We start from the raw sequence: 24,930 nt of genomic DNA, 5'->3' as shown, positions 1-24,930 counted from the left end.
GACGCCAAGTAGTTAGAAGGACGATTTATGTGCGGCATAGCGGGTTTTAGCCTCTTTCATCATCAGGAAGGTACGAATACTGAACTTAACGCCATGGGGCAGGCTATTTTTCATCGTGGTCCTGACGCGGGTGGCACTTACTTAGATGAACATGTCGGTTTATGCCACCGTAGGTTAAGTATTCTTGATTTGTCAGAAGCGGGTAACCAACCCATGTTTTCTGCAGATGAGTCATTGGTCATCGTATTCAATGGAGAAATCTATAATTTCCTTGAATTACGTGAAGAACTCATCAAAGAAGGCGTTCGTTTCAGCAGCCATACAGATACCGAAGTAATTTTAGCGCTATATGCACGCGATGGAGTTAAATGCCTAGATAGACTTAACGGTATGTTTGCGTTTGCGCTGTGGGATATAAAGCGTCAGGAGTTATTTATTGCCCGAGACCGCTTAGGTAAAAAACCCCTTTATTATTTCTCTCATGAAGGCAGATTTGTGTTTGGTTCTGAAATAAAAGCCATTCTTGCTTTGCCTGATATCCCTCGCGATATACGTCTTGATGCGGTATACGACTTTTTTGCCTATCAGTACGTGCCGGATCCTAAAAGTATTTTCACCCATATTCATAAGCTTCCACCCGCTCATTATATGCTGTTAAACAGCGATGGCTTTTCAATTCATGAATACTGGGATATCAGCTTCAAACATAGCGCATCTGGCGATGAGAAAAGCCATCAAGACACGCTTAAAGTACTATTAGAACAAGCGACTAAACAACGCATGGTGAGTGATGTGCCTCTAGGCGCGTTTCTAAGTGGCGGCGTGGATAGTTCTGGTGTCGTTGCAATGATGGCACAAGCTAGCGAATCCCCAGTCAAAACCTGCACTATTGGTTTTGACGATGAAGCTTTTAATGAAGCTGATTGTGCTAGGGAAATTGCCGAAAAATATCAAACTGAACATCATGAATATACGGTGCACCAAAACGTTGCTGAACGATTGGAATATATAGCCCGTTTTTTCGATGAACCCTTCGCTGACCCCTCGTTAGTGCCAACATTTTTTGTATCAGAATTAGCACGAAAAGAAGTCACTGTAGCACTGGCTGGGGATGGTGGAGATGAACTATTCGCAGGCTACGAAAAATACACGACTGACAACATTGAAAATAAACTTCGAAGCAAATTCCCTAGTGCTATCCGAAAGTCTGTTTTCCCTTCCCTCGCAAAGCTTGCAGGTAAGATACCCGGACATGTTGGACGCAAGGCGAAGTCGCTATTAACCAGCCTTTCCCACGACCCTGCAATGGGTTTCTATATCACTAATAGCATGATGACTGATGAAGCGTGGGAAAAGCTTGTAAGGCCAGAAGTAGCACAGCAGTTAGATAACTATCATCCTAGTCATTACACCATAGAAATGTATAACAAAGCCGATGGCCCCGATCACTTAAGTAAAATTTTATATACCGATATAAAAACCTATATGACAGGAGATATATTGGTGAAAGTAGATCGTATGAGTATGGCTAATTCATTAGAGGTGCGGGCGCCGATTTTAGATTATCAAGTGGCTGAGTTCGCCGCTACGCTCCCTTCCGAGGAAAAGTACCGAAACGGCGAGAAGAAATATTTGTTAAAAGAAGTCTTTAAACCCTTCATTCCCGACACTTTGCTTTATAGAAAGAAAATGGGGTTTAGCACCCCATTAGACGACTGGTTTAGAAATGAATTAAAAGATATGGCTGTTACCAATGTATTGCGAAGCTCGGCAGGGTTAAAAGAGTTTTTCCGCCAAAGCGAAATTGAAAAGCTGTGGAATGAGCATCAACAAAATAGCGCCAATCACGGTATCTTGCTTTGGAGCATGTTAATGTTCCAGCTTTGGTACAACAATTATGCAGTGCAACAGGCTGAATGCGAATGAACATACTTCATGTAACTTTCGATATGCGCATCGGCGGCACCGAAATGGTGATAAAAAACCTCATAGAAGGCAACACCGATCCCTCAAAGCATATGTCTATATTTTGTATCGAATCGCCGTTAGGCCCTTGGGGAGAGCAGCTCAAAAAGAAAGGTGTGCCTATTTCAACTAAAGCGCGAACGCCAGGTTTTGACGTGAGCATAATTACGGCAATAAGAAAGCACATTAAACACCATAAAATAGATGTTGTTCACTGCCACCAATACACGCCATGGGTTTACGGAACAATGGCGGCGCTATTTACGTCTGCTAAGGTGGTTTTTACCGAACACGGCCGCTTTTACCCCGACTCCACAACGTGGAAACGGAAACTCGTTAACCCCTTATTATCTCGTTGCACCCATGCAGTAACAGCCATCTCTGACGCTACAAAACAAGCAGTAGCCAAATTTGAACATATCCCCATAAATAAAATTCAAACTATTTATAATGGCATCAAACCCTTAAGTGCAGTTACAACTAAAACAACTGCGCTAAGAACAGAGCTCACCCTCCCCCCTGAAGCAAATGTAATAGGCACAGTAGCGCGCTTAGACCCAATAAAAAACCACGTTATGTTACTACGTGCATTTTCGATAATCTGTGAGCGAATTCCACAAACATATTTAGTTATAGTGGGTGATGGTGAAATGCGACAGACACTTGAATTACTTACCGAAGAATTAAATATTGGTAACTTTGTTAGGTTTGTAGGGTACAAAACCAATCCCACCGACTATATCAACCTTTTCGATGTGTTTGTGCTATCTTCATTAAGTGAAGGGACGTCGATGACCCTACTAGAGGCCATGTCATTATCGAAACCGTGCGTGGTAACTGACGCTGGAGGAAACCCCGAAATAGTCAAACACAAGGTATCTGGAATGGTAGTGGAAAATGACAACGCTGACGCCTTCGCAAACGCTATTGTCGCGCTACTAGAAGACCCACAGCAGCAGGCAATAATGGCAACACAAGCCAGGCAAATTTTCGATGAAAAGTTTGACGTAAAATGCATGAACGCGGCATACAGGGAACTTTATGAAAATATTAGCGCGTCTTAGTTTATTGATTGCACTTTGTTGGATAATACTGCCTACAGCCTTGGCATCTGATAGTCGAAATTCAGCTAAATCACAATGTCTCGAATTATTATCGAAGACATCGTTAACTGAATTTACGCCAGCTCTGAAGCGACATGCCGCAAATGAGCAACAGCATTGTGATTGGGCTTTTGCGCTTGATGCATTGATTGACCTACCACGGGTAACAACTGATGTTTTGTCTTATGCAGGCGGCTTTCGAGTGTCATTGGGCCAATTTGGGAATTCACAGTCTGCTTCCTTTAACTATTCATACGGTGTGTTTACCTATGATCCAAAGCGAAATTCCGTTTATGTTATCGGTAATCAAAAAACTAGCCCAATTGCCGAATTCACCGTGCCTGATATTATAAAAACTTCGGATATTAGTAAATTTGCAATAGCTGAAAACCCGCGCCAATTATTCACTGAATTTTATAATACCGACCGCGTAGACACGGGAATTAATAACTACTTCAGGCCCACAGGTTTGGCTAAGATTGACAACGCGCTAATGCTTAATTATATCAACTGGTATGATGCAAGTGGTAGAGAGACAGATACCAGTATTATATTCTGGAATTCTAAAGATCTTTCTAATAGCAAAGTTTTCGGTCCTTATCAGCTTGAAGGCGCAGCGCATGCGGCAGGCTGGATAAGTGAAATCCCAGAGGAATTACAGTCGCTTTTAGGAGGTACGCACCTCGCTGGTTCTCAGCCGTTTGCGTCTATCATTTCTCGTCTTTCTGTGGGCCCAACAGCATTCTCTTTTGATGCGCGAGAGGACGTAATTTATGCTCCTTCAGGTAAGATCCCCACTACGCCACTTCTAGACTTTTCATTAAAACAAATATTACGGGATAAAAACACATATCCAATCGTAACGGATGTAAATAATATTTTATACAATCGCGATGGAAGGAATAAATTATGGACTATCCTATCAAACGCCGCGTATGGCTTTATCATACCTAACACACGCACCTACCTAACGATTGGTTTTTCAGGTGGCCATGAATCGGGTATCGGTTATAAAATTATTCAGAATAATGGCAACGAATGTGGAGGGCAATGTGCTAAGGACGCTAGTGATACCTACCCATATTATTGGGCATGGGACGTAAGCGACCTCGTAAAAGTAAAACTAGGACTGATGGCGCCCCACGATGTTGAACCTTATGACTACGGTCTATTTCCCCTGCCCGAAAGTATCGAAAGCGTCGCAATTACAAGCGGCTCTTTCGACAAATACAATGACCGCCTTTTCATCTCAATAAGAAATGGAGATAACTTGCACGCGTATAACCGAGCCCCATTGTTTTTAGTTTACAAAGTACACCAATAAATATTTACGCCGATGTACGATGAGATCCTAGGGGCTATTTACCTCGGTGGACGTTTTGCATCAAAAAAGTAAAATAACGAATTAAACAAACTAGAAGTATAAAACATGCACGCCAAAATATATGAAATAAAAAGCAAGTTAACAGAGTTTGTTAAATATGATATTCCACTACTTCAATTTCCCATTGTTCTATTACTGGCCGCGCAAATAGCTTTCCTCTATCGAACAAAAAAAATACTACGTGCAATTGAACTAGCGTCAAAAGTTCACAGAAGTGGGTGGTGGGGATCGGAAAAAATCATTCTAAAGATTGTTCAAAATACGTTATTTAAAGGTAAAAATACGATTGAAAATAGGGAACTATTTATTGAGCAATTGGTTGATTCACTTGAGCCCAAGCCTAATACAAAGAAATTTTTTGCTGATCCACAGCTGCTTTTCGATGGCGTTTGTTTGTTTTTGAAACGCTACAATAAAGGGCAAAAAGGTGTACTGCTCATAAAATACAGCTATTACTTTCCCCTTCTTTTTAAATTTTACGACATGAATGCACTTTCAGAGCACTACCATATCGTTCTCGAGCCAAGTTGGGCCGGGACCTGTGAGCCTGGCATTTTAGCTTACGCAACCCTTAATGCGCCTGTATTCGTTATGGCGTATGAAGCGCGAGATACTAAGTTTTTAAACGATATCGAAACAAACCTTAAACCTGTCCCCTTAAGCTCAAACTGGTGGGTCGACCATCGTAATTTTAAGCCGGCCATGGGGTGTAAAAAAGACATTGATATCATAGTTATTTCTAGCTGGACTTACTTCAAACGTCACTATCGTATTTTTGATGCGCTTCGACAATTAAAGCAAAGCCACCCCCATTTAAAAGTTGCGCTCGTTGGTTATAACGTTGAGATGACGCTGGATGATATCAAGGCATTAGCCAGCTATTATAACGTGGATGATTTACTAGAATATCACGAAAAAATTCCCCCAACCGAAGTGGGCGCACTATTAAAGCGGTCAAAAATTAACTTGCTATGGTCTCGTTTTGAAGGTTTAAATAGAAGTATTATCGAAGGGATGTTTAGTGACGTACCTTGTATTATACGTAAAGGCTTTAACTACGGAATGAAGTATCCCTATATAAATGATAAAACTGGGATATGGAGCGAAGAAAAAGCGCTAGCTAGCAATATTAAATCGATGCTCGAAAATTACCAAAAATACGCGCCCCGTGACTATGTCATGCAGCATCACACTTGTTTTATTGCCACGCAAATACTAACAGATACGATAAATGCGTTCTGTACTAATGAAAGTGAGTCGGTAGACAAATTGGCGGTTAAAGTAAACTTGCTTGATTGTATGACATATTTTGATGCTTCGCAGAGTGATAATTTTAAAAGTGATATTGAGAATACACGCTGTATGAGATTACCAACATGAGAACAGTTGCATTTGGCCCAATGGTACATCTTCCTTCCACCGATTGGGTTGGAAGAGATGTGGCCCAATTTTTAAGGTACTCATACGATGATATAGACGTAAAACTTTTCGACAATTTTGAAGCCATCCCCGATGTCGAGGTCATTTTTATTATCAAATTAATGCCCCCGCTAAACTGGCTGCTAAATGCTCAAAAAAGAGGGATTAAAGTACTCTATTTTCCTATTGACTACTTCCATCACCCAGCACTGTTTGCGAAAGAAAGGGTTAAACTAGCGCAGTTCGATTGTATATTACTGCACAATGAACGCTTGAGAATTCATTTACCTAACGATGTGAAAAATGTTGCATGTGTAGATCATTACCTTAAATATCGTTTACCTGAAGCGGTAAGCTTTCAAGACGAAGGTTTTATTTTATGGATAGGTCATATTGAATACCTCCCACCACTTTTCAAAGCGTTATCAAAGCACGAGTTACCCCATCCATTAAAAGTGCTGACGGATTTAGAAAATCTGCCGGCCAAAGTGGACTTTCTAAGAAAAAAACTGCAAGAAGCAGGAATTGGCTATTCACTTCAAGAAAGTGAGCATGAAGTGGTATTAAATGGAGTAGAGCTCGAGCAATGGAGCGCAAATAAACAAGAAGAATATATGCTGTCATGCAAAGCCGCATTTGATACCAAAAATGATGGCTTTGCACATAATCTAAAGCCACCAACTAAAGCCCAAAAGTATGTTTTCAATGGCATACCTTTCGCTATAAGCGAACATTCCTATGGATATGAGTATTTTCTAAATAAAGGCCTCAAGTTGGCAACGTTAGAAAACCACGAGCGATGGTTATCAAAAGAATACTTCGATGAAATTAAAGCCTTTAAGAATGAATATGCGCATACGCAAACGCTGGAATTTGTAAGTAACCAATATCTCTGCGCAGCAGAAAGTACCCTCAATAAGTCATCCCGACAACAATTAAATCACTACTCAAGGCTCTACCTGTTAGTCAAAGAATGTCTCAATAATGCCTTTTATATCGTACATAGAGTATCAGAGAAGATAAAAAACAGGGTAATGGGACGTGAACAATAACAAGAAAAAATTAGCAATTATTGGCGCGGGTGGCCATGGTAGTGTTGCCTACGACTGCGCAAAAATTTCCCTCGAATATGAAAGCGTGTTTTTTTTAGATTCAAATTACCCGCGAAAAAAAAATCACAAAGGTTTACCTATTGTTGATACGTTTGAAAATTTCATAAGTGCCTCTCCACCGGGAATTGATTACTTCGTGGCAATTGGCGACAACCAAGCAAGAAAGAAGTTGTGTGAAACAATTATCGCCCTAAAATACCCGCTAGCTACATTAATCCACCCACAGGCTGTGGTCAGCGATGATGTACAAATTGGAGCGGGCGCGCTAATCATGCCCGGCTCTGTTATAAATACAGGGACAACATTGGGCACAGGTGTAATTGTTAATACCTGCGCTAGCGTTGATCACGATAACGAAATTAGTGATTTCGTGCACCTTGCTCCTGGCACCAGACTCGCTGGAGGTGTGGTAGTTGGCGAGTGCAGCATGGTAGGTATTGGCGCGATTGTTGTACAGAATATTTGTATTGGTAGTAGCGTAATTGTGGGTGCAGGCGCAACTGTTATCCATGACGTGGAAGCATCAGCTAAAGTTGTTGGAACGCCGGCGAAAAAAATAAAAAGTTAGACAATTAAGGAGCGGTAGTTGTCATTAGGTAAGAAAACCATTAACGGGTCATTGCTTCTATTATTTGGAAAAGTAATCCAAAAGTCGCTGGGCATAATAAGTATGTTGGTGTTAGCCCGTTTTCTAACCCCCGAAGATTTCGGTATAGTTGCAATGGCAACAATTACTGCATTTTTTTTCGATGTTATTGGCGAAACAGGAACACCGCAATATATAGCGCAAAAAGAAACGATAACCTCTGAAGACGTCAACACTGCTTGGACGCTAAATCTTATCTTTAAAGCTGCTTGTTTTATTTTATTTATCTTCGCTATCCCCCTTATTTCTGCTTACTCCGAGAATGAATTGATAGAGCCTGTTCTTTATTGTATTTCTCTCGTAATTCCGTTAGGAGCGTTAATTAGTCCCGGTCTTATTGTCCAAAGCCGAAACTTAAATTATAAACCCATAACCAAACTTTCAATAATAGAGAAACTCGTCAGTATCTGTGTCACCATTCCTTTGGCTATATTGTTAGAAAGCTACTGGGCAATGGTCATTGGTATGATTGCCTCATATACCCTTAAACTTCTCATCTCATATCTTGTCGCCCCATGGCCAGTACGCTTATGTTTTCAAAATATTAAAGCTCAATGGAAATTTTCTAAATGGGTATTAGGCCAGGGTATTATCGGTTTTTCGCGCTCAGAAGCAGATTCTTTCCTAACAACGAGACTATTTGGTATTGATATTCTCGGTGGGTTTAATTTGATGAAAAATATATCAACTTTACCCGCAAATGAAATAATAAGGCCAATCGTTAACCCTTTGCTGCCAGCTTTTTCCAGGCTTAAAAACGAGCCCGAAAGGCTCGCTTATCAATTTACAAACTGCCTAGTTATAATCATGCTTATGTCATCGATAATAGTGGGCTATATTTATTTTTTTCATGACACCTTGATCCGTCTAGCATTCGATGAAAAATGGTGGGAGTTTTCGCCTCTATTGGGTACGCTTTCTCTGATCATTGTGACTTTCTCAATATCTGAAGTCATTGTTAGGCTACTTTTATCAAAGGGCCTGACAAAGGTGAGTTTTGTATTCAGTACAATTACGCTGGCTGTACTTTTACTGGCATTATTGGGTGTTGAATATTCCTCTATTGTTGATTTTGCAAAAGCACGGGTTGCTATTGCTTATTTAAGCTGTCTGGTACTGCTTGGATACGCATACTACCTACTTAAAAAATCCGGGTTGTTTTTTGTTATATCCTCTACAATAATTTCTCTGTGTGCATTCTTTGCAGGTAAAATAACACGCGAGCTTATTGACGCGGTTTCATTAAATATTGTCTTAGAATTTTTCGGCTCGGGAATACTGTACGTTGTTATCTATTTAGCGCTGTTACTTCTCGTACTCGTAACATTGTGGAAGATTCCTTCGGTTCAACAAAGAGCCTTGTATTTTATCTCACTTTTCAAACAGTTAGTAAAAAAAGAGCATATGCCTTAGCGAGATAGCATAGCTAGCGCTTGATGGGTTCTCTCGCTTATCTCTAAAAGTGTTATGGAAGGTAATTCGCGGCTGACATCTCTTTTCAATAAAAGCCTATTGCTAACCGACAAGAGCGAATAGCTTTTCATAAAACGACTCTACTCACATTATTTAAAGAATATCTCCATCTCATCTAAAAACATCCTGGTGTTATTAAAGGATTGTTGATCCTCTTGCCTCAATTTCTCTTTCAAATTGGATACTGTACGCTTAGCCCATGCTAGTTCTTCTTCATTAAAACCAAAAGCGATACCATAATGTTGCTCTTCACGAGGGTACCACGCCAACTTTGATACACTTTCAGCGGGAACCACGATAGACTCACAACCGCAAAGTGCAGCAAACGTTGAATATGCCGTGTAATCATCATAAGAAATAAAGCGTTCGCTTCGCCTAAAAATTTTTGATATTTCATCGTGGGATAATCCATCGACTTGTATTGAATCAGCTGGATGTATTTTCTTTTTAAACCCGCCCTTTCTTATCAAATGGCAAGTGCCCCTTTTTTTCGGTAAATTTTCGTCGTTATATTTATCCAGTGGGTAATATACAATACGCAATTCATGTTTAGACATCGTTGAATAGCAGTATTCAAATGGCTTTATATTTGATGCATAGCGAAAGTATAATTCGCCTCTGCCGAAGTGAAATGCATTTAGGATGTGGCCCGGTTGATGCAAAAACCACCGAACCACATTCTTTGCTCTTAGTGGATTTCCAAAAGCCATTTCTGAGTAAACCACGATTGAATCGTCATCGATAGAAGAACGGTAATCAACAGGGGTGTCCCAACCGCTGTTACATTTAAGCTTAACCAGCCTTCGTTTTACCATGTTACTTAGAAGACTTTTACAACTAACCATAAACGCTTTTAAACTATAGAACTCGAACCGCTCGAATTTTCTTGGCGTTAAAAAAGCCTGATGCGTATCTGTTTGGTTAATAAGATGGCATAGCCGGTGAAGGACCACAGCTCCCCCACTATTTTCGTCAAAATCTGGGGCATAAATGTATATTTTTTTCAATTATTGAGCCTCTAAATCAATTGACAATTTTCACAACTTCACCAGCGATAGACGAAACAGCATCAACACCCAACGAACCGTAAAAAGGTAAACAGAGCACTTCTTTAGCCGCTTGCTCTGCCACTGGTAAGTTAGATGACTCAGCGCTTTTTAAATTCTTATAACAAGGGTAGCTACTGATCAGCGGGTAGAAATATTTCCTACTAAAAATGTTAAGTGTTTTTAGTTGTTCGTATACATAGTCGCGATTTATTTCGTTGTCTTTTGCTTTAATTCTAATGCAAAAATACTGTTCGCTATTTACTACATCTTCGCCAGGGTCGATGACGACAATATTTTCATTAAGTTTAAATATTTCTTTGTAGACGGCTCTTAACTGTGCTCTTTTCGCTCTTTCTTCTTCCACAAGAGGTAAAACTGTTCGTCCCAAGGACGCCTGCACTTCACTCATTTTCCCATTGATACCAGGTAAAATAACTTCTTCTTCATTCTTGATACCGAAGTTTTTTAAATACTCTATCCGTTGCTTTAAGTTGTCGTCATTATAAACTAGCGCGCCCCCCTCACCGGTATGAAATAGCTTGGTAGGATGAAAGCTAAACATTGATATATCACCGAATGAGGCGATAGGATGGCCCCCTATCTGGGTGCCAAAAGCATGGGCTGCATCATAGATGACTCTAAGGCCATGACGATCAGCAATTTGCTGAATTTCTCTAACATGGCAAGGGACCCCATAGACATGAACCCCTAATATTGCAGACGTCTTTGACGTAATTAACGACTCAATTTTCAACGGATCTATTGTTAACCTATGCTCGTCTAAATCACAAAATACTGGAGTAATATTATTCCACTGGAGAGCGTGGGTTGTGGCTGGGAAAGAGAATGGTGTAGTTATCACTTCACCCTGCAATCGCAAGCTTTGTATAGCGGTAAGTAGCGCGATAGTTCCATTATTAAATAGTGAAATATTCGGGGCCCCCATATGTGCTTGTAACTCTTTTTCAAGAAGCTGGTGCTGCTTGCCTCCATTTGATAACCATTGACTCTCCCACACATCTTCAAGGTTTCCAACGTAATCCTTTAACCTTGGAAATAGCGGCCTAGTTACTTGTATGGGTTCATTGAATTTCTTCATAATGTCGGCTCTTTGTAGTTCCTAAACAGTCAAATAGATTGATAGTGGTAACTTCACCAATAAAATTGGATATATAGCACCTCACCTTTATTTTCTTAAACAATAACATTCGATTTACGTTTAATATAGTGCCGGCCTATTAAACGTATCCAATGAGATATAAAAAGGTGTTATAAGTGCACGCCATACTTCGACTTTGAGTAACGCAGTCATCGGAAATACCTATACGCACGTTAAGATAGGCTATAATTTAAAAATTGAACAATAATTTTGATGTAGTGTCTTAATTTTTTAAGTTAAGAAAAGCGCCGCTATTGGACGGTCCAATAAAATATTCCGCTGACTCCAGGCAATACACTGCTTACGTTTCGTGCCAACCTGAGTAAAACATCGATTTAATCGTTTCTAGAAATTATTTGCCTAAACAGCAACGCCAATTTTGCTTGACCGCTATATCTCAGACTAAGTAGACTGATTCATTGCGATACCGCATCACAGTGAAGAAGTGAATTTTAAATTATGGAGTCAGTAAGCGTAATTATACCTTGCTTTAATAGTCAAGCTACCATTGGCGATGCTATCCAGTCGGTGATTAATCAGACTTTTCCAGTTCATGAAATTATAGTCGTTGATGACGGCTCAACCGACAATTCCGCTAATTTTGTCTCAGAACGCTTCCCTATGGTTACGCTTATTAAACAGGCCAATATGGGCGTTTCAAAAGCACGAAACGTAGGAATACAAAGAGCTACAGGAATGTGGGTTGCTTTTCTTGATGCTGATGACGTTTGGTTACCCGAAAAACTGAGCCATCAATTCGAAAAGCTTGAAGGCTGTAAGTGGTCTCATACCAACTCCTTTTATTTTGGATACAACCAGTCGGGTGATACGAAAAGAAGTGATTTGTCTTCGTTAAAAGGGGGCAATGTCTTTGACGCCTTATTGACAGAGAATTTTTTAGGAACCTCAACAATATTAGTCCAGCGTGATGTACTTTTAAAAAGCGGCGGATTTGATGAGAGTATGCGGGCGCTAGAAGATTGGAAGTTATGGTTGGATATTGCAGCTGACTTCCCCATCTCGTATATATCCGCCCCCCTCGTAAAGTACCGAGTAACACCAGGGTCAGCATCAAGAAATGCGCGAGAAGTTTATCCTTACCATCGTCAACTAATTAGTTATGCGATCACAAAGATCAAGGGAGGGTATTTACGCCAATCTACGCTAAAAAGGAAAGCGTTAAGTAAATCTAATCTAATTTGTTCTTATATTGCCGAAGATGGAGAAGATTATAACTACGCCATAACCTGCGCTTTGAGAAGCCTTTACTTACAACCACTAAAAATAAGTTTATATAAGCGTCTAATATCGCTTTTATTATTCAAGGTAACAAAATAAATGACTGTTTATTATTTTAAGGATAGCAGAGGTAATGTGGGTGACGATTTAAATGCACTTATTCTACGCCACTTCTTTGATTTCGATAAGTGTAGCAACGCCTCTTATACCCTTGTGGGAATAGGAACCTTAATAAATAACCATCTCCCCTTGAGCAAAGAGTTTATTTTTTTTACTACTGGATATGGGTACCAAAAACCCCCAAAATTCAGCGATACATCTGTTAGCGCTATTGGCCTAAGAGGCCCTATGACTCTGGCTAAACTACGCCCCTTTTTAAAAGAAAACGAGAAAAATATTCCGCTGCTTGATGGGGCATATTTAACGCCGGATTTAATACCTAAAAATACTACGCCTGAGCCTAACAGAGTAGGCTTAATTCCTCACGTGGATAGTATGCAAATCGGTAGGTGGGAAGAAATAGCAAAGCGAGGTCAGTTTTACTTAATTGATCCTCGATGGGAGCCGTCAAAGTTTATCGACGCATTAACATCCTGTACCGCTGTTATAACAGAAGCCATGCACGGTGCTATTTTAGCCGATGCATATCGCGTTCCTTGGACAGGTTTCGCGGCGCACAGCCATATCAATACTGATAAGTGGCATGATTGGTCGGAGAGTTTATCAATACCCCTGCAGATAAATAGCGTCTCCCCTGTATTTAAAGGTGATGAAGGACAGCCATTTACGACAAGGATTAAGAATATCATCAAACGTACCGCTCAGAAAACAAGACTATATAATAACAATTGGACGTTACCACCGGTTGCACGTTCAACTAATAAAGATATGGAAAGAACACTTGCTGAACTTAAACAAATTGCTGCGAGAGAGAAATATCAACTATCAGACTATGCTATAGTTCAGGAAAAATTGGCGCACCTTAGGGCTCGCATCGACGAGTTTAATGCGAACAAGGGCTAACTAACACCGGTCGGTAGCGTTTTGATTAAGGTTATCTAGGTAGTAGGTACAAACAGCAATGTTAACCATAGCAACATTTTTTCTTACGCAATTGTATTGTTTATTTCGGGGAATTTTTCACACCCCTGCGCTTCTCTTTGTTGGCTATATTGTAATCTATTTTATGTACCACGAACAGCGATGGTGGTCGAGTTCAATACCATCTATCGGTTATTCATTTTTTTTCTCGTTGGTGATATTAATTTGCGCACTAATTCCTAAGAATCGAACACCTACATCTATTTTTCAGCTAACGCCATTAAAGTGGTTTCTCGCTGTCCTTGCTTACTTTGCAGTAGTGCAATTTTGGGCGGTTTTACCAGGCGCTCATAGCTATGCTTTAGAAAATTTTATAAAAGTTAGTGTAGTCTTTTTAGCGGCATTTAAGCTATGTAAATCCCCCAGTGATCTCGATAAATACCTACTCGCATTTACGGCTGGCTGTGCCTACATCGGCTTCTATGTAATGGAAACAGGTCGAAATGGTATGGGTAGGGTGGAAGGCGTAGGAACAGTTGACTCGCCAGATGTAAATGATATGGCAGCCGTACTCGCAGTTGGCGCTATCTTTTGCCTGCATTACTTTTGGCACGCAAAAAACAATAAACAAAGGCTACTAATATTAGTGGCTGGCGGGCTAATCGTAAATGCGCTTGTGTTGATGAATAGCCGCGGTTCATTCCTTGGAGTATTAACAGGGAGCAGCGCCTATCTCTTAGGGGTCATGGCACCTAAAGTTTCGATGAAATATAAAAAAGCCAAGGTGTTTGGCTTGATTCTATTTGGCTTAATAGGGCTAGTTAGCGTATTAGATGAACAAGCCATTAACCGCTTTTTATCGATAAAGTCAACCACAACCCTCACTGAAGAGCAAGAATCAGGCTCTACTCGTGTCTTTTTTTGGTTGGCTGCGGCTGATATGGCCCAAGACTACCCCCTAGGAGCAGGCACCTACTCATTTAACTTACTTTCGCCTCAATATATTCCAGAGTCAGTCGCCACGGGTAGAACGCGGAACAGGGCCGTACACTCTATTTGGTTTCAGACACTTGCCGAAGTTGGTTACATCGGATTTTTCTTTTTTATCATGATGCTTTTTTCTGGGTATCTACTAACTCGAGAGATAAAAAAACAGGCACTAGACGAACAAAATATCGATATGTATTTTATTGGTAATGCAGTTCAAGCAGCATGCATAGGTTACCTTACCGCAGCTACGTTCCTAGATAGATTTAGGGCAGTAGCGTTATATATGCTACTCATTTTTATATGTTGTGCCTACAATGTATATGTAATTCAAAAAGGTAATGAAGAGGTTACCAAAGAACCTGCTTAATTTCGTTATAGTACTGTCAGTAGTCGTGCACGTGACATTAACCCGACATCACAATTGGGATGTCCCATTTTGGCTTGGTTTATGGATAACTTAACGCATACTATTAGAGTGTTGATGATACTGCTTTGTGGGGGCATTAGTTTTTTCTGTGAAGGCTCAGTCACCACTTACCGAGTTAACTCTGTCCCCGAGCTTAAACAGGCTGTTAATCAAGTTAACCGCCTTTCAAGCGCGCTACCGGTGGAGATTATCTTGGCCGACGGCGTCTATGAAAATGCTACTAATATTCGTATCATGCACCCTAATACAAGCTTACGCTCGCACTCAAACGACCCGCTAAAAGTGATTCTGGTGGGCACTGGCATGCGTAAGCGAGCCAGCGTGGAGGTTATTTTTGATATAAGTGCGAGTAATGTCACTGTATCAGGTATGACGTTAAAAAGTGTGGCGAACCATTTAATTCAAGTAAGAGCTGAACGCGACGCCGACTTTTTCACTCTAACCAATTGTATTTTGCAAGATAGCTATCAACAGCTGCTAAAAGTATCCGGTGGAAACCAACATTTTGCCGACTTTGGGATCGTTAAGAACAATCGATTCGAGTATACCGCAGGGGTTGGTCCTAATTACTATATTGGCGGTATTGACGCCCACCACTCTAGAGGCTGGACGGTAACAGACAATACCTTTTCCAACATCGCCAGTCCCGCTGAGCGCGTTGCAGAACACGCTATTCACTTTTGGCACAATTCAGGTAACGTGAGTATCAGGGACAATACCATTATCAACTCTGACCGAGGCATTGGGCTTGGTATGGGTAAAAATGGTGATGTGGTTAGTGAAAACGAGGTCATTAACAACCGTATCGTGCACACTAATAAGAAGCACCTTTTTGCTGATGTGGGTATCTCACTTGAAAACGTTTCAGATACGCTTGTGGTAGATAATGTTATTTACATGACCACCTCTTACCCTAACGCCATAGAATATCGGTTCCCAAGGACGCAAAGGAACATTATCATGAATAACGTTAGTAACCGCGCAATAGTGTCTCGCGATAACGGAGAAGCGCTGTTAAATAATAATAAACAAGCTGCTACCGGTGACCGACTCTGGTTGCAGTTTGAGCACTTCCTCAATCAGTTTTGATTACGCCAGCGTCAAATAACTTTGTTAAAGATGGCTTTAAGTCAGGCTCACGGGTTGCTACAATCCAAATTCTTCCCGTGCTCGTTTCGCCTGCCATTTTAAGGCCTATTTGATAGAGCTTTGCTTTCGCCTTGCTAGTAAATAGCTTTCCATTTATAACGTACCAATGCGTGACTAACACTTTTTCATCATGGGGCGTTGTCAGGTATAAAGTAGGCAAACTGATCTCGTTCACTGTCACGCTACCAAACGTTTCAACTGAGAATTGCCCTTTATTGAAGAGGCGATTTGAATCACTTATCAACTCGTTGCCGTTTTCACTAAACCAAGCGGTGTATATGCTTGTCTCACAATTACTACCTAGTAGCGAAAACTGCGTCTCTTGATCAGGGTTAAGCATGTTAGGCGACCAAATAAAAGAAGGGCAGCTCGCGTCTTTTATCGAATCTACATGTAAACTCGGTGGCGCCATCAATTGAGATGACTGCGTAAGTAAACTGCTCCATAAAAAACCTAATAGGAGCCCTACCGACATGATTATGCTAGGGGAATACTTCTTCACCACAGGTAAATGAACCTGGCTGGGGTCTACAGGACTTGTGTTTTTCTCTCTAAACAACTCTCCTGTGCCCAACAGCAAAATAAGTACAAAGGCAAAGAAAAACCAACCATATATAAGATGGTCTGCACCCGCCGCGTATTCCATGTCGGTGAAATAGGCGATAGTAATAATACCGTACACACGAACAATATTTGCAGCTATAGGCAGCACCATAGAGAACAAGAAAAACACGCTACGCTTATAGCCATTTTGAAAATTTAGATAAGCATACGCACTTCCCACCACTATACTGGCAATAAAAAAGCTCACTCCTGAACAAGCTTCTGCTACTAAAAAGCGGCCTTGGGGAATTTCAATATAAAGGCCGGTTCTGTAGTTAGGGATATTGGTTAGCTTTAATAAAAACACCGAGCCGTCTGCAGTGATTTGCTGCAGATAGGGAATGAGTTGCTCACCCACTGGGATGCAAAATAGTATAAAACATAGGGGAAACAGCAAGCGCTTGGCGATGCGATGCCCAACCAGCCCCCATATTATTACCGGTAACATCGCGAAGGTAGCAACATGTAAAAATAACCTAATATCGCCTGCTAGCCCTATTATGTATAAAAGTATTAGACCAAAAAGCACAACGGCAGGGGCGAGAGAGGGTGTAATAGTTAAATTACGTAGCGTTGCTCGGTTTACCCAGATGAAATAAAAGGATACCGGGATAATTAAAAAACCGTGGTTGAATATTTCGTTATTCCACCAAATATCTACCGCTGTACTTAATCCTTTAAAGGTAAAAATAATCCATAAGATGACCAGCGCTGCAAACTGCGCCAAGATTGTCCGATAACCTAATAATAGCGGCGTGTTCATTTACTTCGTCCTTTTCCTCTGACTTAGTCAGAGGTTTGAATATCGTATGTTTGAGCCATTGTGGTCCAACGATAATCTTTAAGTAGCTGTACTACTTTACCTTCCATGCGAGAGAGATTTATATAATGTCTAAACTTCGACCGCCAGGGTGCTGCTTTAATAGCAGGTTGTGCGGGGTCTATTTCCCATGGGTGAAAATAAAAATTGTATGGATGGGGCTCTTCATTCATAAAACGCTGAATACGCTTTTTCGACAACCTATATGGATAAAGCCTAAAGTACCCTCCCCCGCCAATACCTGTATTGGCGTTATTCTTTCTTATGGTAGGAATAGGTATTTCAATAATGCCTTCGGGCCGCTCGTATTTAAATCGGGGCCACTGTGGAACGCCATAGAGGTCATGTTCAATGGGATAGGTACTAGAGGAATAAATAAACCCTTGCTCTTTCAGAACCTCATATACCCAGGTGTTGGTATCGTTAACTGAAAAACTGGGCGCGCGATACCCAATCACTTTTACGCCACCAACGTCTTCTAAAATTGCTTTACTCTCAGCTATATCGTCGTATAACTGCGAGCGTGACATGGTGGTAACTCGCTGATGAGCTAAACCATGGCTCGCTAATTCATGCCCTTCGCTAACCAACCGCTTAATTACATCTGGACACCGTTTCGCCACCCACCCTAACGTGAAGAATGTAGACTTAACGCCGTTTTCGGCAAATAAGTCGAGCAGCCGATGGGTATTATCGCCCACCCGAAGACTGATGCTATCCCAGTCTTTTTTGTCAATTACACTCTCAAACGCTGATACTTGGAAATAGTCTTCAACATCAACGGTCATCGCGTTAAGGCGATTGTCTAATTTCATTGGTTATCGACCTTTTCCAAAAAGTACAATTTCAACGGTACGAATTAAAATAACAATATCCAGCAATAAGCTTTGATGTTTAACGTAATACAGGTCGAATTTAAGTTTTTCCATCGAATCTTCTACGCTAGCGCCATACGGGTAATTCAATTGCGCCCAGCCCGCTAACCCTGGCTTAACATTGTGGCGCTGATTGTAGTATGGCACTTCTCTGACAAGCTGCTCAACAAATTGCGGACGCTCCGGGCGCGGCCCGATAAACGCCATCTCGCCTTTAAATATATTTAACAGTTGGGGAAGTTCATCGATACGATACTTTCGTATGAAATGCCCAATACGTGTAACTCTATCATCATTTTTACTGGCCCACTTGGCGCCATCTTTTTCTGCATCAGGCCGCATACTTCGAAATTTAATGATGTTAAATAACTGGCCGTTTAACCCTACTCGCTCTTGTTTATAGAAAACCGATGTACCAGTGCGAAATCCGTCATCGATAAAAATAATAAGCGCAGTAATTAACATGACTGGCCAAACAATAAGAAAAATAGCCGAGGCTAGTATAATATTAAGCGAATAATCTAACGCATCTCTTAAATAATTTTGGCTTTGAAAGCCGTTAGAATAAATTACCCAACTTGGATACATTAGGTTCACTACAATTTGCCCTGTTTCTCTCTCCATAAAATCGAGAAGTTCGGTTACTTCTATGCCGCGTAATCGACAATCAAATAAAACCTCAACAGGTAACGTACCCCTACGTTGATCACACGCAATAACTATTTCTTCAATGTCGTTTTCAATAATAAAATTCAAAAATGAATCATCCACTTTTACGTGGATGACTTTTTCTCGCCTTATGCCATCTTCTCTATTATCACCCGGAATGGGGATAAAACCCATTAACTCAAAGCCAATTCTATCTACATCACGGCGCATGCGCTTTTCAATAATTGCCGCCCTTTCTCCAGCCCCTAGCACTACAATTCTAACTTTTCCTAGCCCGAGTAAGCCCAGACGGTTGGTAAAATAGCGAAATACCACGAGGGTGACGATAATAGCCCCTACTGCGGCGGGCAAAAAATAGGAGTCCATCAATAAGTTATCGAAAAATGCTCGGCTCACTAATTCGACGAGAAAATAGCTTAAACCGGCACTTACAAAAATTCGACGTATAATGCCCCTAAAGGTTTCTCTTAACTTAGCTTCATAGAGGCCTACAGACAATGAACAAATTAGAATACTCACAGTTAGCATGGCAACGTTGACAACGAGTTTCTCCATCGAAACCTGCGCTGAAAGCCCCACTTGCGTTAAAATAAAATGGGAAATGTAACCCATGTAAGCTATTAGCAATGTCTCCGTAATTACTAATATATTGGAGCGTTTGCTTTGGTTACGCTTATTAATTGCCACCCGTTATCCCCTAATACTGCAATGTGAATTCCGTTATATTTCTTATCATAATAGGAATTATTCTAATAGACTAGAATTGTTGTTGGTATTATAGTGCTATTTGCCGTAGGGTAAATCAATAAAGCATTAACTAACTACATACGAATAGGTTCAATTCTTTATGATCCGATTGAAAAGGCCGGTTCATCTCCTTATTAGTATGGCTGCCATACTTTTAGCAGGATGCAACACTACATCTTCATTGCCACAGGCAACCACCCGTCCATCTTTAACAACAGATGTCGACCGTTACCAGTACCTCATAGGCCCTGGTGATTCACTGACGATATTTGTATGGCGAAATCCTGAAATTTCAGGGCAGTTTATCGTCCGTCCAGATGGTAAAGTAACCACTTCACTCGTTGAAGACATTGACGTAGCAGGTAAAACGCCGACAGATTTAGCACGAGAAATAGAAGAAAAGTTATCCACCTATATTAACAGCCCTAGAGTGACAGTAAGCGTTAATAATTTCTCAGGTCCGTTAAGTGAGCAAGTGCGTGTTATAGGCGAAGCAACAAACCCTAGCGCGGTGAATTACACCGAACATATGACATTGCTTGACTTGATGATTGCGGTGGGTGGTCTTACTGAATTTGCGGATGGAAATAACGCCAAGCTAGTTCGCGTAATAGATGGCAAACAAACAACCTTTGAGATTAATATTGATGATTTAATCCGTGACGGTGACATATCAGAGAATGTAGATATGCTACCTGGTGATATTGTTATCATCCCAGAAGCCTGGTTCTAGTCTTACGCGGTTTATGGAAAGAAAATAATAATGCAGGATTTACAACAGACGCTGACCCAGATACTCGACTATGTGAAGGGTATCTGGATAAAAAAGCGTTACGTCATGATTTTCTCTTGGCTTATTTGCCCTCTTGGCTTTTTATATGTAACAACCTTGCCAGATCAATATGCATCTAAAGCACAGGTGTTTGTTGATACGCGCTCAGTGTTGCAACCACTGCTTCGCGGCCTAGCTATTCAAACAAATCCCGATCAAGAAATTCAGATGATGGCAAAAACGTTACTAAGTCGTAGTAACGTTGAAATTATTGCAAGGGAAAGTGACTTAGATTTAAGTGCCCAAACGGAAGCCGAGTTTGATGCTATCGTTAGTGGTTTAGTTAGTGATATCCAAATGCAATCCACTGGCAGGGATAATATTTACAATATTTCCTATCAAAATTCAGATGCCGTTGTTGCACAAAAGGTAGTGAAAGAAACCCTCGACTTATTTGTTGAGGGGGCGCTTGGCAATAACCGCAGAGATACCGATACCGCTGGGAAATTCCTAAACGAACAAATAGCAGAGTATGAGGCCCGTCTTGAAGAAGCTGAACAGCGCGTAGCCAACTTTAAACGACAATACAATGACATTCTCCCTCTTTCCGGTACCTATTATGGCCAACTTCAAGGCTTACAAGGTGAGCTTGAGGATACCCAGCTTCAAATTAAGCAAACGCAGCAACAAATAGACTCACTTAGAGCGCAGATGGCCGGCAGTAAGTCTGCTGACAGCTTTGGCGTTACAAATGCTGACGAGCCTGTTCTTCGCACTCGTTACGACGACCGAATTCGAGGGCTGGAAGAACAATTAGATACCCTAAAACTTCGTTTTACAGATAAGCACCCTGATGTTATTGAAACGCAAGCTCTACTTGAAAAATTAGAAACCGCGAGACAACAAGAAATTGATGCTTTTTTGAATGCAAGTGATGGCGATGACAGTCAACCGCTCGGTGAGTTAAACAGAGCTATTAGGCTTGAAATGAGCCGCTATCAAAGCAATTTGGCAGCATTACATGTGAAAGAAGCCGACGTTAAAAGAAAGATTGCCCGGCTTGAGTCAAAGGTAGATTTAATTCCGCAAATTGAGGCAGAGAGCACTGCGTTAAATCGGGATTATGCAATTACTAAAAGTAAATATGAAGAACTACTGGCGCGAAAAGAGTCTGCGGACTTGTCGCGACGGGCTGAAGTTTCATCCGAAGAGCTACAATTTAGAATTATTGAGCCGCCACTCGTGCCCAAACGCCCTTCTGGGCCAAATCGATTGATACTATACACAGCGGTGCTTATTATTGGGTTTGGTGCAGGAATTGGCGTAGCATTTTTAGTTAGCCAACTGGCACCTATTTTGACCCGGCCGAAACAGTTATTGCAGCTGTCTGATTATCCTATTTGGGGTACTGTAACTCACTTAGAACTTGATGTTATAAAACGTAAAAACCGTATACGTCTATTGATATTTTTACTGTCTTCAGGGGCAATTATTGCTATGTATGCGGTACTTGTGGCAGCCGAAGTTATGAATATTGACCTCTTAGGAGGCTTGCTGTAATGAAAAACACGATAGAAAAAGCCCTCGAAAAACAAAGAGAGCAAAAACAAGCAAAGAAACTAAAACAAGACAAGGTTGAAGCCGCGAGCAAGGGGGACAATGAGGTCGATAGTACTATTGCCACCGGTACAGAAAATAACGCTGAACAAGCGGTAGAAACAGCCCCCACGGTTGATACAACCAATAATGGTAGGCATGAGGCTAAACCGTTTCATATAGACCTCGAACGATTAGCCGCTAATGGCCATATATCTCTTGCTGGCGATCGTAAGCAGATTAACGAAGAGTACAGAGAGATAAAACGTAAGTTGCTCGCTAATGCACTAGGTCCTTTGTCGAAAACGTTAAAAAACCCTAATATTATTATGGTGACAAGCAGTCGCCCGTCAGAAGGCAAAACTTTTACTGCAACCAATTTGGCGTTAAGTATTGCCTCTGAACAAGACAAAACAGTACTTTTAGTGGATGCTGATGTGCTCAAGCCAAATGTGCTTAGAACCTTTGGTTTAAAGCCTCGTAAAGGTTTAATGGAATACTTAACCGGAGACGTCGAAGACATCTCCGACGTTCTTTATCACACAAACGTTGATAAACTAAAAATTATTCCTGCTGGGCGCTCACACCATCTCTCCACAGAGATGTTAGCAAGTCACAAAATGCACGAAACCGTGGATGAGTTTGCGAACCGTTATCCCGATCGTATTGTTATATTCGATACGCCGCCATTAATTGGCATAAACGAAAGTGCAATACTCGCTAATTTTGCGGGCCAAGCCGTGGTGGTGGTTGAAGAGGGAAAAGCCAAAATGTCCGATATTAAGTTGGCTGTTGAGCGCTTAAACCCAGAAATGGCCATCGGCTTTGTCGTTAACAAATCGGTGCATACAGACACCGATCATAGTGGTTATTATGGATATTACTATGCCGAGCGTTCCGATTAAGGCCTGTTCAGCAACATTACGCAGCAAAGAGACTGTTCCGAATAGCTCGGCGACGCCCCCTGTCGCCTACCTCGCGCTTGCAGTTGGGTTAACGATAGCACCGAGTATTTACGCCCAATCTGATTTAGACATAACCGCCAATGCTGACGCCAGCGCTATTTTTCAAGATATTAAAATAGCCACAGAAGGGACTCGTTCTCTCACTACGTTTAGTGTAACTCCCACCGTTAACGCGGCCTACTCGTCTAATACTTTTAATGGCTTGTGGTCTAGTTCACTTACTCATTTAGAGCGGGAAAATGAAATTAATGCCGAAGAAGATACTTTTGCAGAGTATCGGTATGCTGCGAATTGGCAACCGCTAGATCAGTACCTCATTATTCAGGCTAATGGGGCACTTAACTATCAAAACTATTCTGCCGCAAACTTTTTAGTTTCAGACTTTGTAAGTAACTCAGACGGACTTACAAAAACCCGCTCCAATACCTTGTCGGGCACACTGACCTTCGCTAATGGGGATTGGCTAGTAGCACAAGGCACTGCATCATATTCTGATACCGAGTCGGAACGTTCTGCGCTAAGCGTGAATAACGGTTTAGATAACGATACCCTTAGCTTTAGTGGCACTTTGGCTAGTGGCGATAGAGCTAAACGTTTCATTTGGTCACTTTCTGGTGGTTACCAGAACACCTCAAGAAGCACGAGCGATACAGGCGATTTTATTTCGCGCTCAGGAAACTTTGTGTCAGATGCCATGCTGCTAAAAGATTGGGGGCTACGGTTAACTGCTACTCACGAGGCTAACCAAATATCAGATAGAACAGACTCCTTTGCCAGTGTTCGAAAATTTAACTCCTATGGCGCAGGCATTAGCTATCGACAGTCGGGCGATCGCTATATAGCGATAACGGCCAATCGAAGTGAGTCTGATTTAGATGAGGAAGACGAGACCTATATCGGCGTAGATGTAGAGTGGGCACTAAGCTCCAGAACATCAATAAATGGCGCATATGGCCGTCGCTTTTACGGTGACTCGGCCTCGGCCGGTATTCGTTACAATGCGAAGTATTTTCGTTCATCGTTTTCTTATACCGAAGATGTTACCAACACCTCGCGTTTACTCGCTGATACAGAAAACCTTGGGGTGTTCGTCTGCCCTGCCAACACTATTAGTATTTCAGACTGTTTCCAACCAAGCAGCCTATCATACGATTTAGGCACTGGCGAAGAGCTGGTGCAGCTATCTTCACAAAACCTCGAGTACGACGACAACATCATTTTACGCAAAAGCGCTAACACCCAAATAGGCTATCAATTTTCTCGCATAACCGTAGGTTTAACATGGCGTTATGCGGAAAATGACTACCTTGATGCAGATAGACTACAGCGTACATATTCGACAGGCGTTAATTTAGCCTACGAGCTAGGTAGCTACACTACATTTGTGGCGGGGCTTACATACGCCAACATTGAAAACCGAGGCGACACAACGACCAATGGCGCAAGTGATAACCTAAGCGGCAACTTAGGCATATCACGGGTATTCGGTAAATACTTAACCACAGATTTGACCTTTAGCTACTATGACAAAGAGGGTGACTTAGCTATAGACAGTGTGTATGGCGCGGAATATACCGACCGCCGCATCGCTTTTTCAATAAATTACAAATATGAATAACGCCTGTTACGTTTCATATTTGAAGTCTGTCCGTGCGTGGAACAAACAATTGTATGCTTGGTTTGTACGTTACTCCCATGGGCAGTTAACGTTAACAGCACAATATACC

General features: G+C 41.4%; 20 protein-coding genes. 15 read left to right on the top strand and 5 right to left on the bottom strand.

Annotated features, from left to right (window positions below):
- The first annotated feature begins 27 nt into the window (after window positions 1-27).
- From asnB to GTH32_RS09455, 7 genes are all read left to right on the top strand, one after another.
- Window positions 28-1,926 (top strand): asparagine synthase (glutamine-hydrolyzing), encoded by a 1,899-nt coding sequence (gene asnB, locus GTH32_RS09485; RefSeq protein WP_163085082.1) that lies wholly within the window; start codon window positions 28-30, stop codon window positions 1,924-1,926.
- Window positions 1,923-3,029, top strand: coding sequence for a glycosyltransferase (locus GTH32_RS09480; protein ID WP_163085080.1), 1,107 nt, complete (start codon window positions 1,923-1,925; stop codon window positions 3,027-3,029). The genes asnB and GTH32_RS09480 overlap by 4 nt, the downstream gene beginning before the upstream one ends.
- Window positions 3,007-4,392, top strand: coding sequence for a hypothetical protein (locus tag GTH32_RS09475; protein WP_163085078.1), 1,386 nt, complete (start codon window positions 3,007-3,009; stop codon window positions 4,390-4,392). The genes GTH32_RS09480 and GTH32_RS09475 overlap by 23 nt, the downstream gene beginning before the upstream one ends.
- 105 nt (window positions 4,393-4,497) lie before the next feature.
- Window positions 4,498-5,832: a glycosyltransferase gene (locus GTH32_RS09470; RefSeq protein WP_163085076.1), complete on the top strand. Its 1,335-nt coding sequence runs from the start codon at window positions 4,498-4,500 to the stop codon at window positions 5,830-5,832.
- On the top strand, window positions 5,829-6,923 hold the full coding sequence (locus GTH32_RS09465; RefSeq protein WP_163085074.1) for a hypothetical protein: 1,095 nt from the start codon (window positions 5,829-5,831) through the stop codon (window positions 6,921-6,923). Before GTH32_RS09470 ends, GTH32_RS09465 begins: the two co-directional genes overlap by 4 nt.
- The gene (locus GTH32_RS09460; protein WP_163085072.1) at window positions 6,913-7,551 is read left to right on the top strand and encodes an acetyltransferase; all 639 of its coding nucleotides are present in this window, start codon (window positions 6,913-6,915) and stop codon (window positions 7,549-7,551) included. The genes GTH32_RS09465 and GTH32_RS09460 overlap by 11 nt, the downstream gene beginning before the upstream one ends.
- 18 nt (window positions 7,552-7,569) lie before the next feature.
- Window positions 7,570-9,042, top strand: a complete 1,473-nt coding sequence (locus tag GTH32_RS09455) for an oligosaccharide flippase family protein (protein WP_163085070.1) — start codon at window positions 7,570-7,572, stop codon at window positions 9,040-9,042.
- A 149-nt stretch (window positions 9,043-9,191) separates the two neighbouring features.
- Here GTH32_RS09455 and GTH32_RS09450 read toward each other — a convergent pair whose 3' ends face one another.
- Window positions 9,192-10,109 (bottom strand): WavQ, encoded by a 918-nt coding sequence (locus GTH32_RS09450; RefSeq protein ID WP_163085068.1) that lies wholly within the window; start codon window positions 10,107-10,109, stop codon window positions 9,192-9,194.
- A 16-nt stretch (window positions 10,110-10,125) separates the two neighbouring features.
- Window positions 10,126-11,250: a DegT/DnrJ/EryC1/StrS family aminotransferase gene (locus GTH32_RS09445; RefSeq protein WP_163085066.1), complete on the bottom strand. Its 1,125-nt coding sequence runs from the start codon at window positions 11,248-11,250 to the stop codon at window positions 10,126-10,128.
- A 519-nt stretch (window positions 11,251-11,769) separates the two neighbouring features.
- On the opposite strand from GTH32_RS09445, the gene GTH32_RS09440 reads away from it, so the two are divergent.
- From GTH32_RS09440 to GTH32_RS09425, 4 genes are all read left to right on the top strand, one after another.
- Window positions 11,770-12,648 carry a glycosyltransferase family 2 protein gene (locus GTH32_RS09440; RefSeq protein WP_163085064.1) on the top strand — a complete coding sequence of 293 codons (879 nt, stop codon included), beginning with the start codon at window positions 11,770-11,772 and terminating at the stop codon, window positions 12,646-12,648.
- On the top strand, window positions 12,649-13,572 hold the full coding sequence (locus GTH32_RS09435) for a polysaccharide pyruvyl transferase family protein (RefSeq protein WP_163085062.1): 924 nt from the start codon (window positions 12,649-12,651) through the stop codon (window positions 13,570-13,572).
- A 58-nt stretch (window positions 13,573-13,630) separates the two neighbouring features.
- Window positions 13,631-14,947, top strand: a complete 1,317-nt coding sequence (locus GTH32_RS09430) for an O-antigen ligase family protein (RefSeq protein ID WP_163085060.1) — start codon at window positions 13,631-13,633, stop codon at window positions 14,945-14,947.
- Between the two features lie 81 nt (window positions 14,948-15,028).
- Window positions 15,029-16,096 carry a right-handed parallel beta-helix repeat-containing protein gene (locus tag GTH32_RS09425; protein ID WP_163085058.1) on the top strand — a complete coding sequence of 356 codons (1,068 nt, stop codon included), beginning with the start codon at window positions 15,029-15,031 and terminating at the stop codon, window positions 16,094-16,096.
- On the opposite strand, the gene xrtA is transcribed toward GTH32_RS09425, so the two are convergent.
- From xrtA to GTH32_RS09410, 3 genes are read right to left on the bottom strand one after another with little or no spacing between them, the layout of a single operon-like run.
- On the bottom strand, window positions 16,083-17,522 hold the full coding sequence (xrtA, locus tag GTH32_RS09420; RefSeq protein WP_163085057.1) for an exosortase A: 1,440 nt from the start codon (window positions 17,520-17,522) through the stop codon (window positions 16,083-16,085). The genes GTH32_RS09425 and xrtA overlap by 14 nt on opposite strands.
- A gap of 23 nt (window positions 17,523-17,545) precedes the next feature.
- On the bottom strand, window positions 17,546-18,394 hold the full coding sequence (locus GTH32_RS09415) for an XrtA system polysaccharide deacetylase (protein WP_163085055.1): 849 nt from the start codon (window positions 18,392-18,394) through the stop codon (window positions 17,546-17,548).
- Between the two features lie 3 nt (window positions 18,395-18,397).
- Window positions 18,398-19,810, bottom strand: a complete 1,413-nt coding sequence (locus tag GTH32_RS09410) for a TIGR03013 family XrtA/PEP-CTERM system glycosyltransferase (protein WP_163085053.1) — start codon at window positions 19,808-19,810, stop codon at window positions 18,398-18,400.
- Window positions 19,811-19,970: 160 nt separating this feature from the next.
- Here GTH32_RS09410 and GTH32_RS09405 point away from each other — a divergent pair, with 160 nt between their 5' ends.
- From GTH32_RS09405 to GTH32_RS09390, 4 genes are read left to right on the top strand one after another with little or no spacing between them, the layout of a single operon-like run.
- Window positions 19,971-20,603 (top strand): XrtA/PEP-CTERM system exopolysaccharide export protein, encoded by a 633-nt coding sequence (locus GTH32_RS09405; protein WP_163085051.1) that lies wholly within the window; start codon window positions 19,971-19,973, stop codon window positions 20,601-20,603.
- 30 nt (window positions 20,604-20,633) lie between these two features.
- Window positions 20,634-22,202 carry an XrtA system polysaccharide chain length determinant gene (locus GTH32_RS09400; protein ID WP_163085049.1) on the top strand — a complete coding sequence of 523 codons (1,569 nt, stop codon included), beginning with the start codon at window positions 20,634-20,636 and terminating at the stop codon, window positions 22,200-22,202.
- Entirely contained in the window at window positions 22,202-23,143 is a 942-nt protein-coding gene (locus tag GTH32_RS09395) for an XrtA-associated tyrosine autokinase (RefSeq protein ID WP_163085047.1), read from the top strand. Before GTH32_RS09400 ends, GTH32_RS09395 begins: the two co-directional genes overlap by 1 nt.
- Window positions 23,124-24,821 carry a porin family protein gene (locus GTH32_RS09390; RefSeq protein WP_203565435.1) on the top strand — a complete coding sequence of 566 codons (1,698 nt, stop codon included), beginning with the start codon at window positions 23,124-23,126 and terminating at the stop codon, window positions 24,819-24,821. The genes GTH32_RS09395 and GTH32_RS09390 overlap by 20 nt, the downstream gene beginning before the upstream one ends.
- Window positions 24,822-24,930: the final 109 nt, after the last annotated feature.

It is taken from the genome of Alteromonas profundi (genome assembly GCF_010500865.1).
In the GTDB taxonomy this organism is placed as follows: Bacteria; Pseudomonadota; Gammaproteobacteria; order Enterobacterales; family Alteromonadaceae; genus Alteromonas; species Alteromonas profundi.
This window is presented reverse-complemented; position numbering and strand designations above follow the sequence as displayed.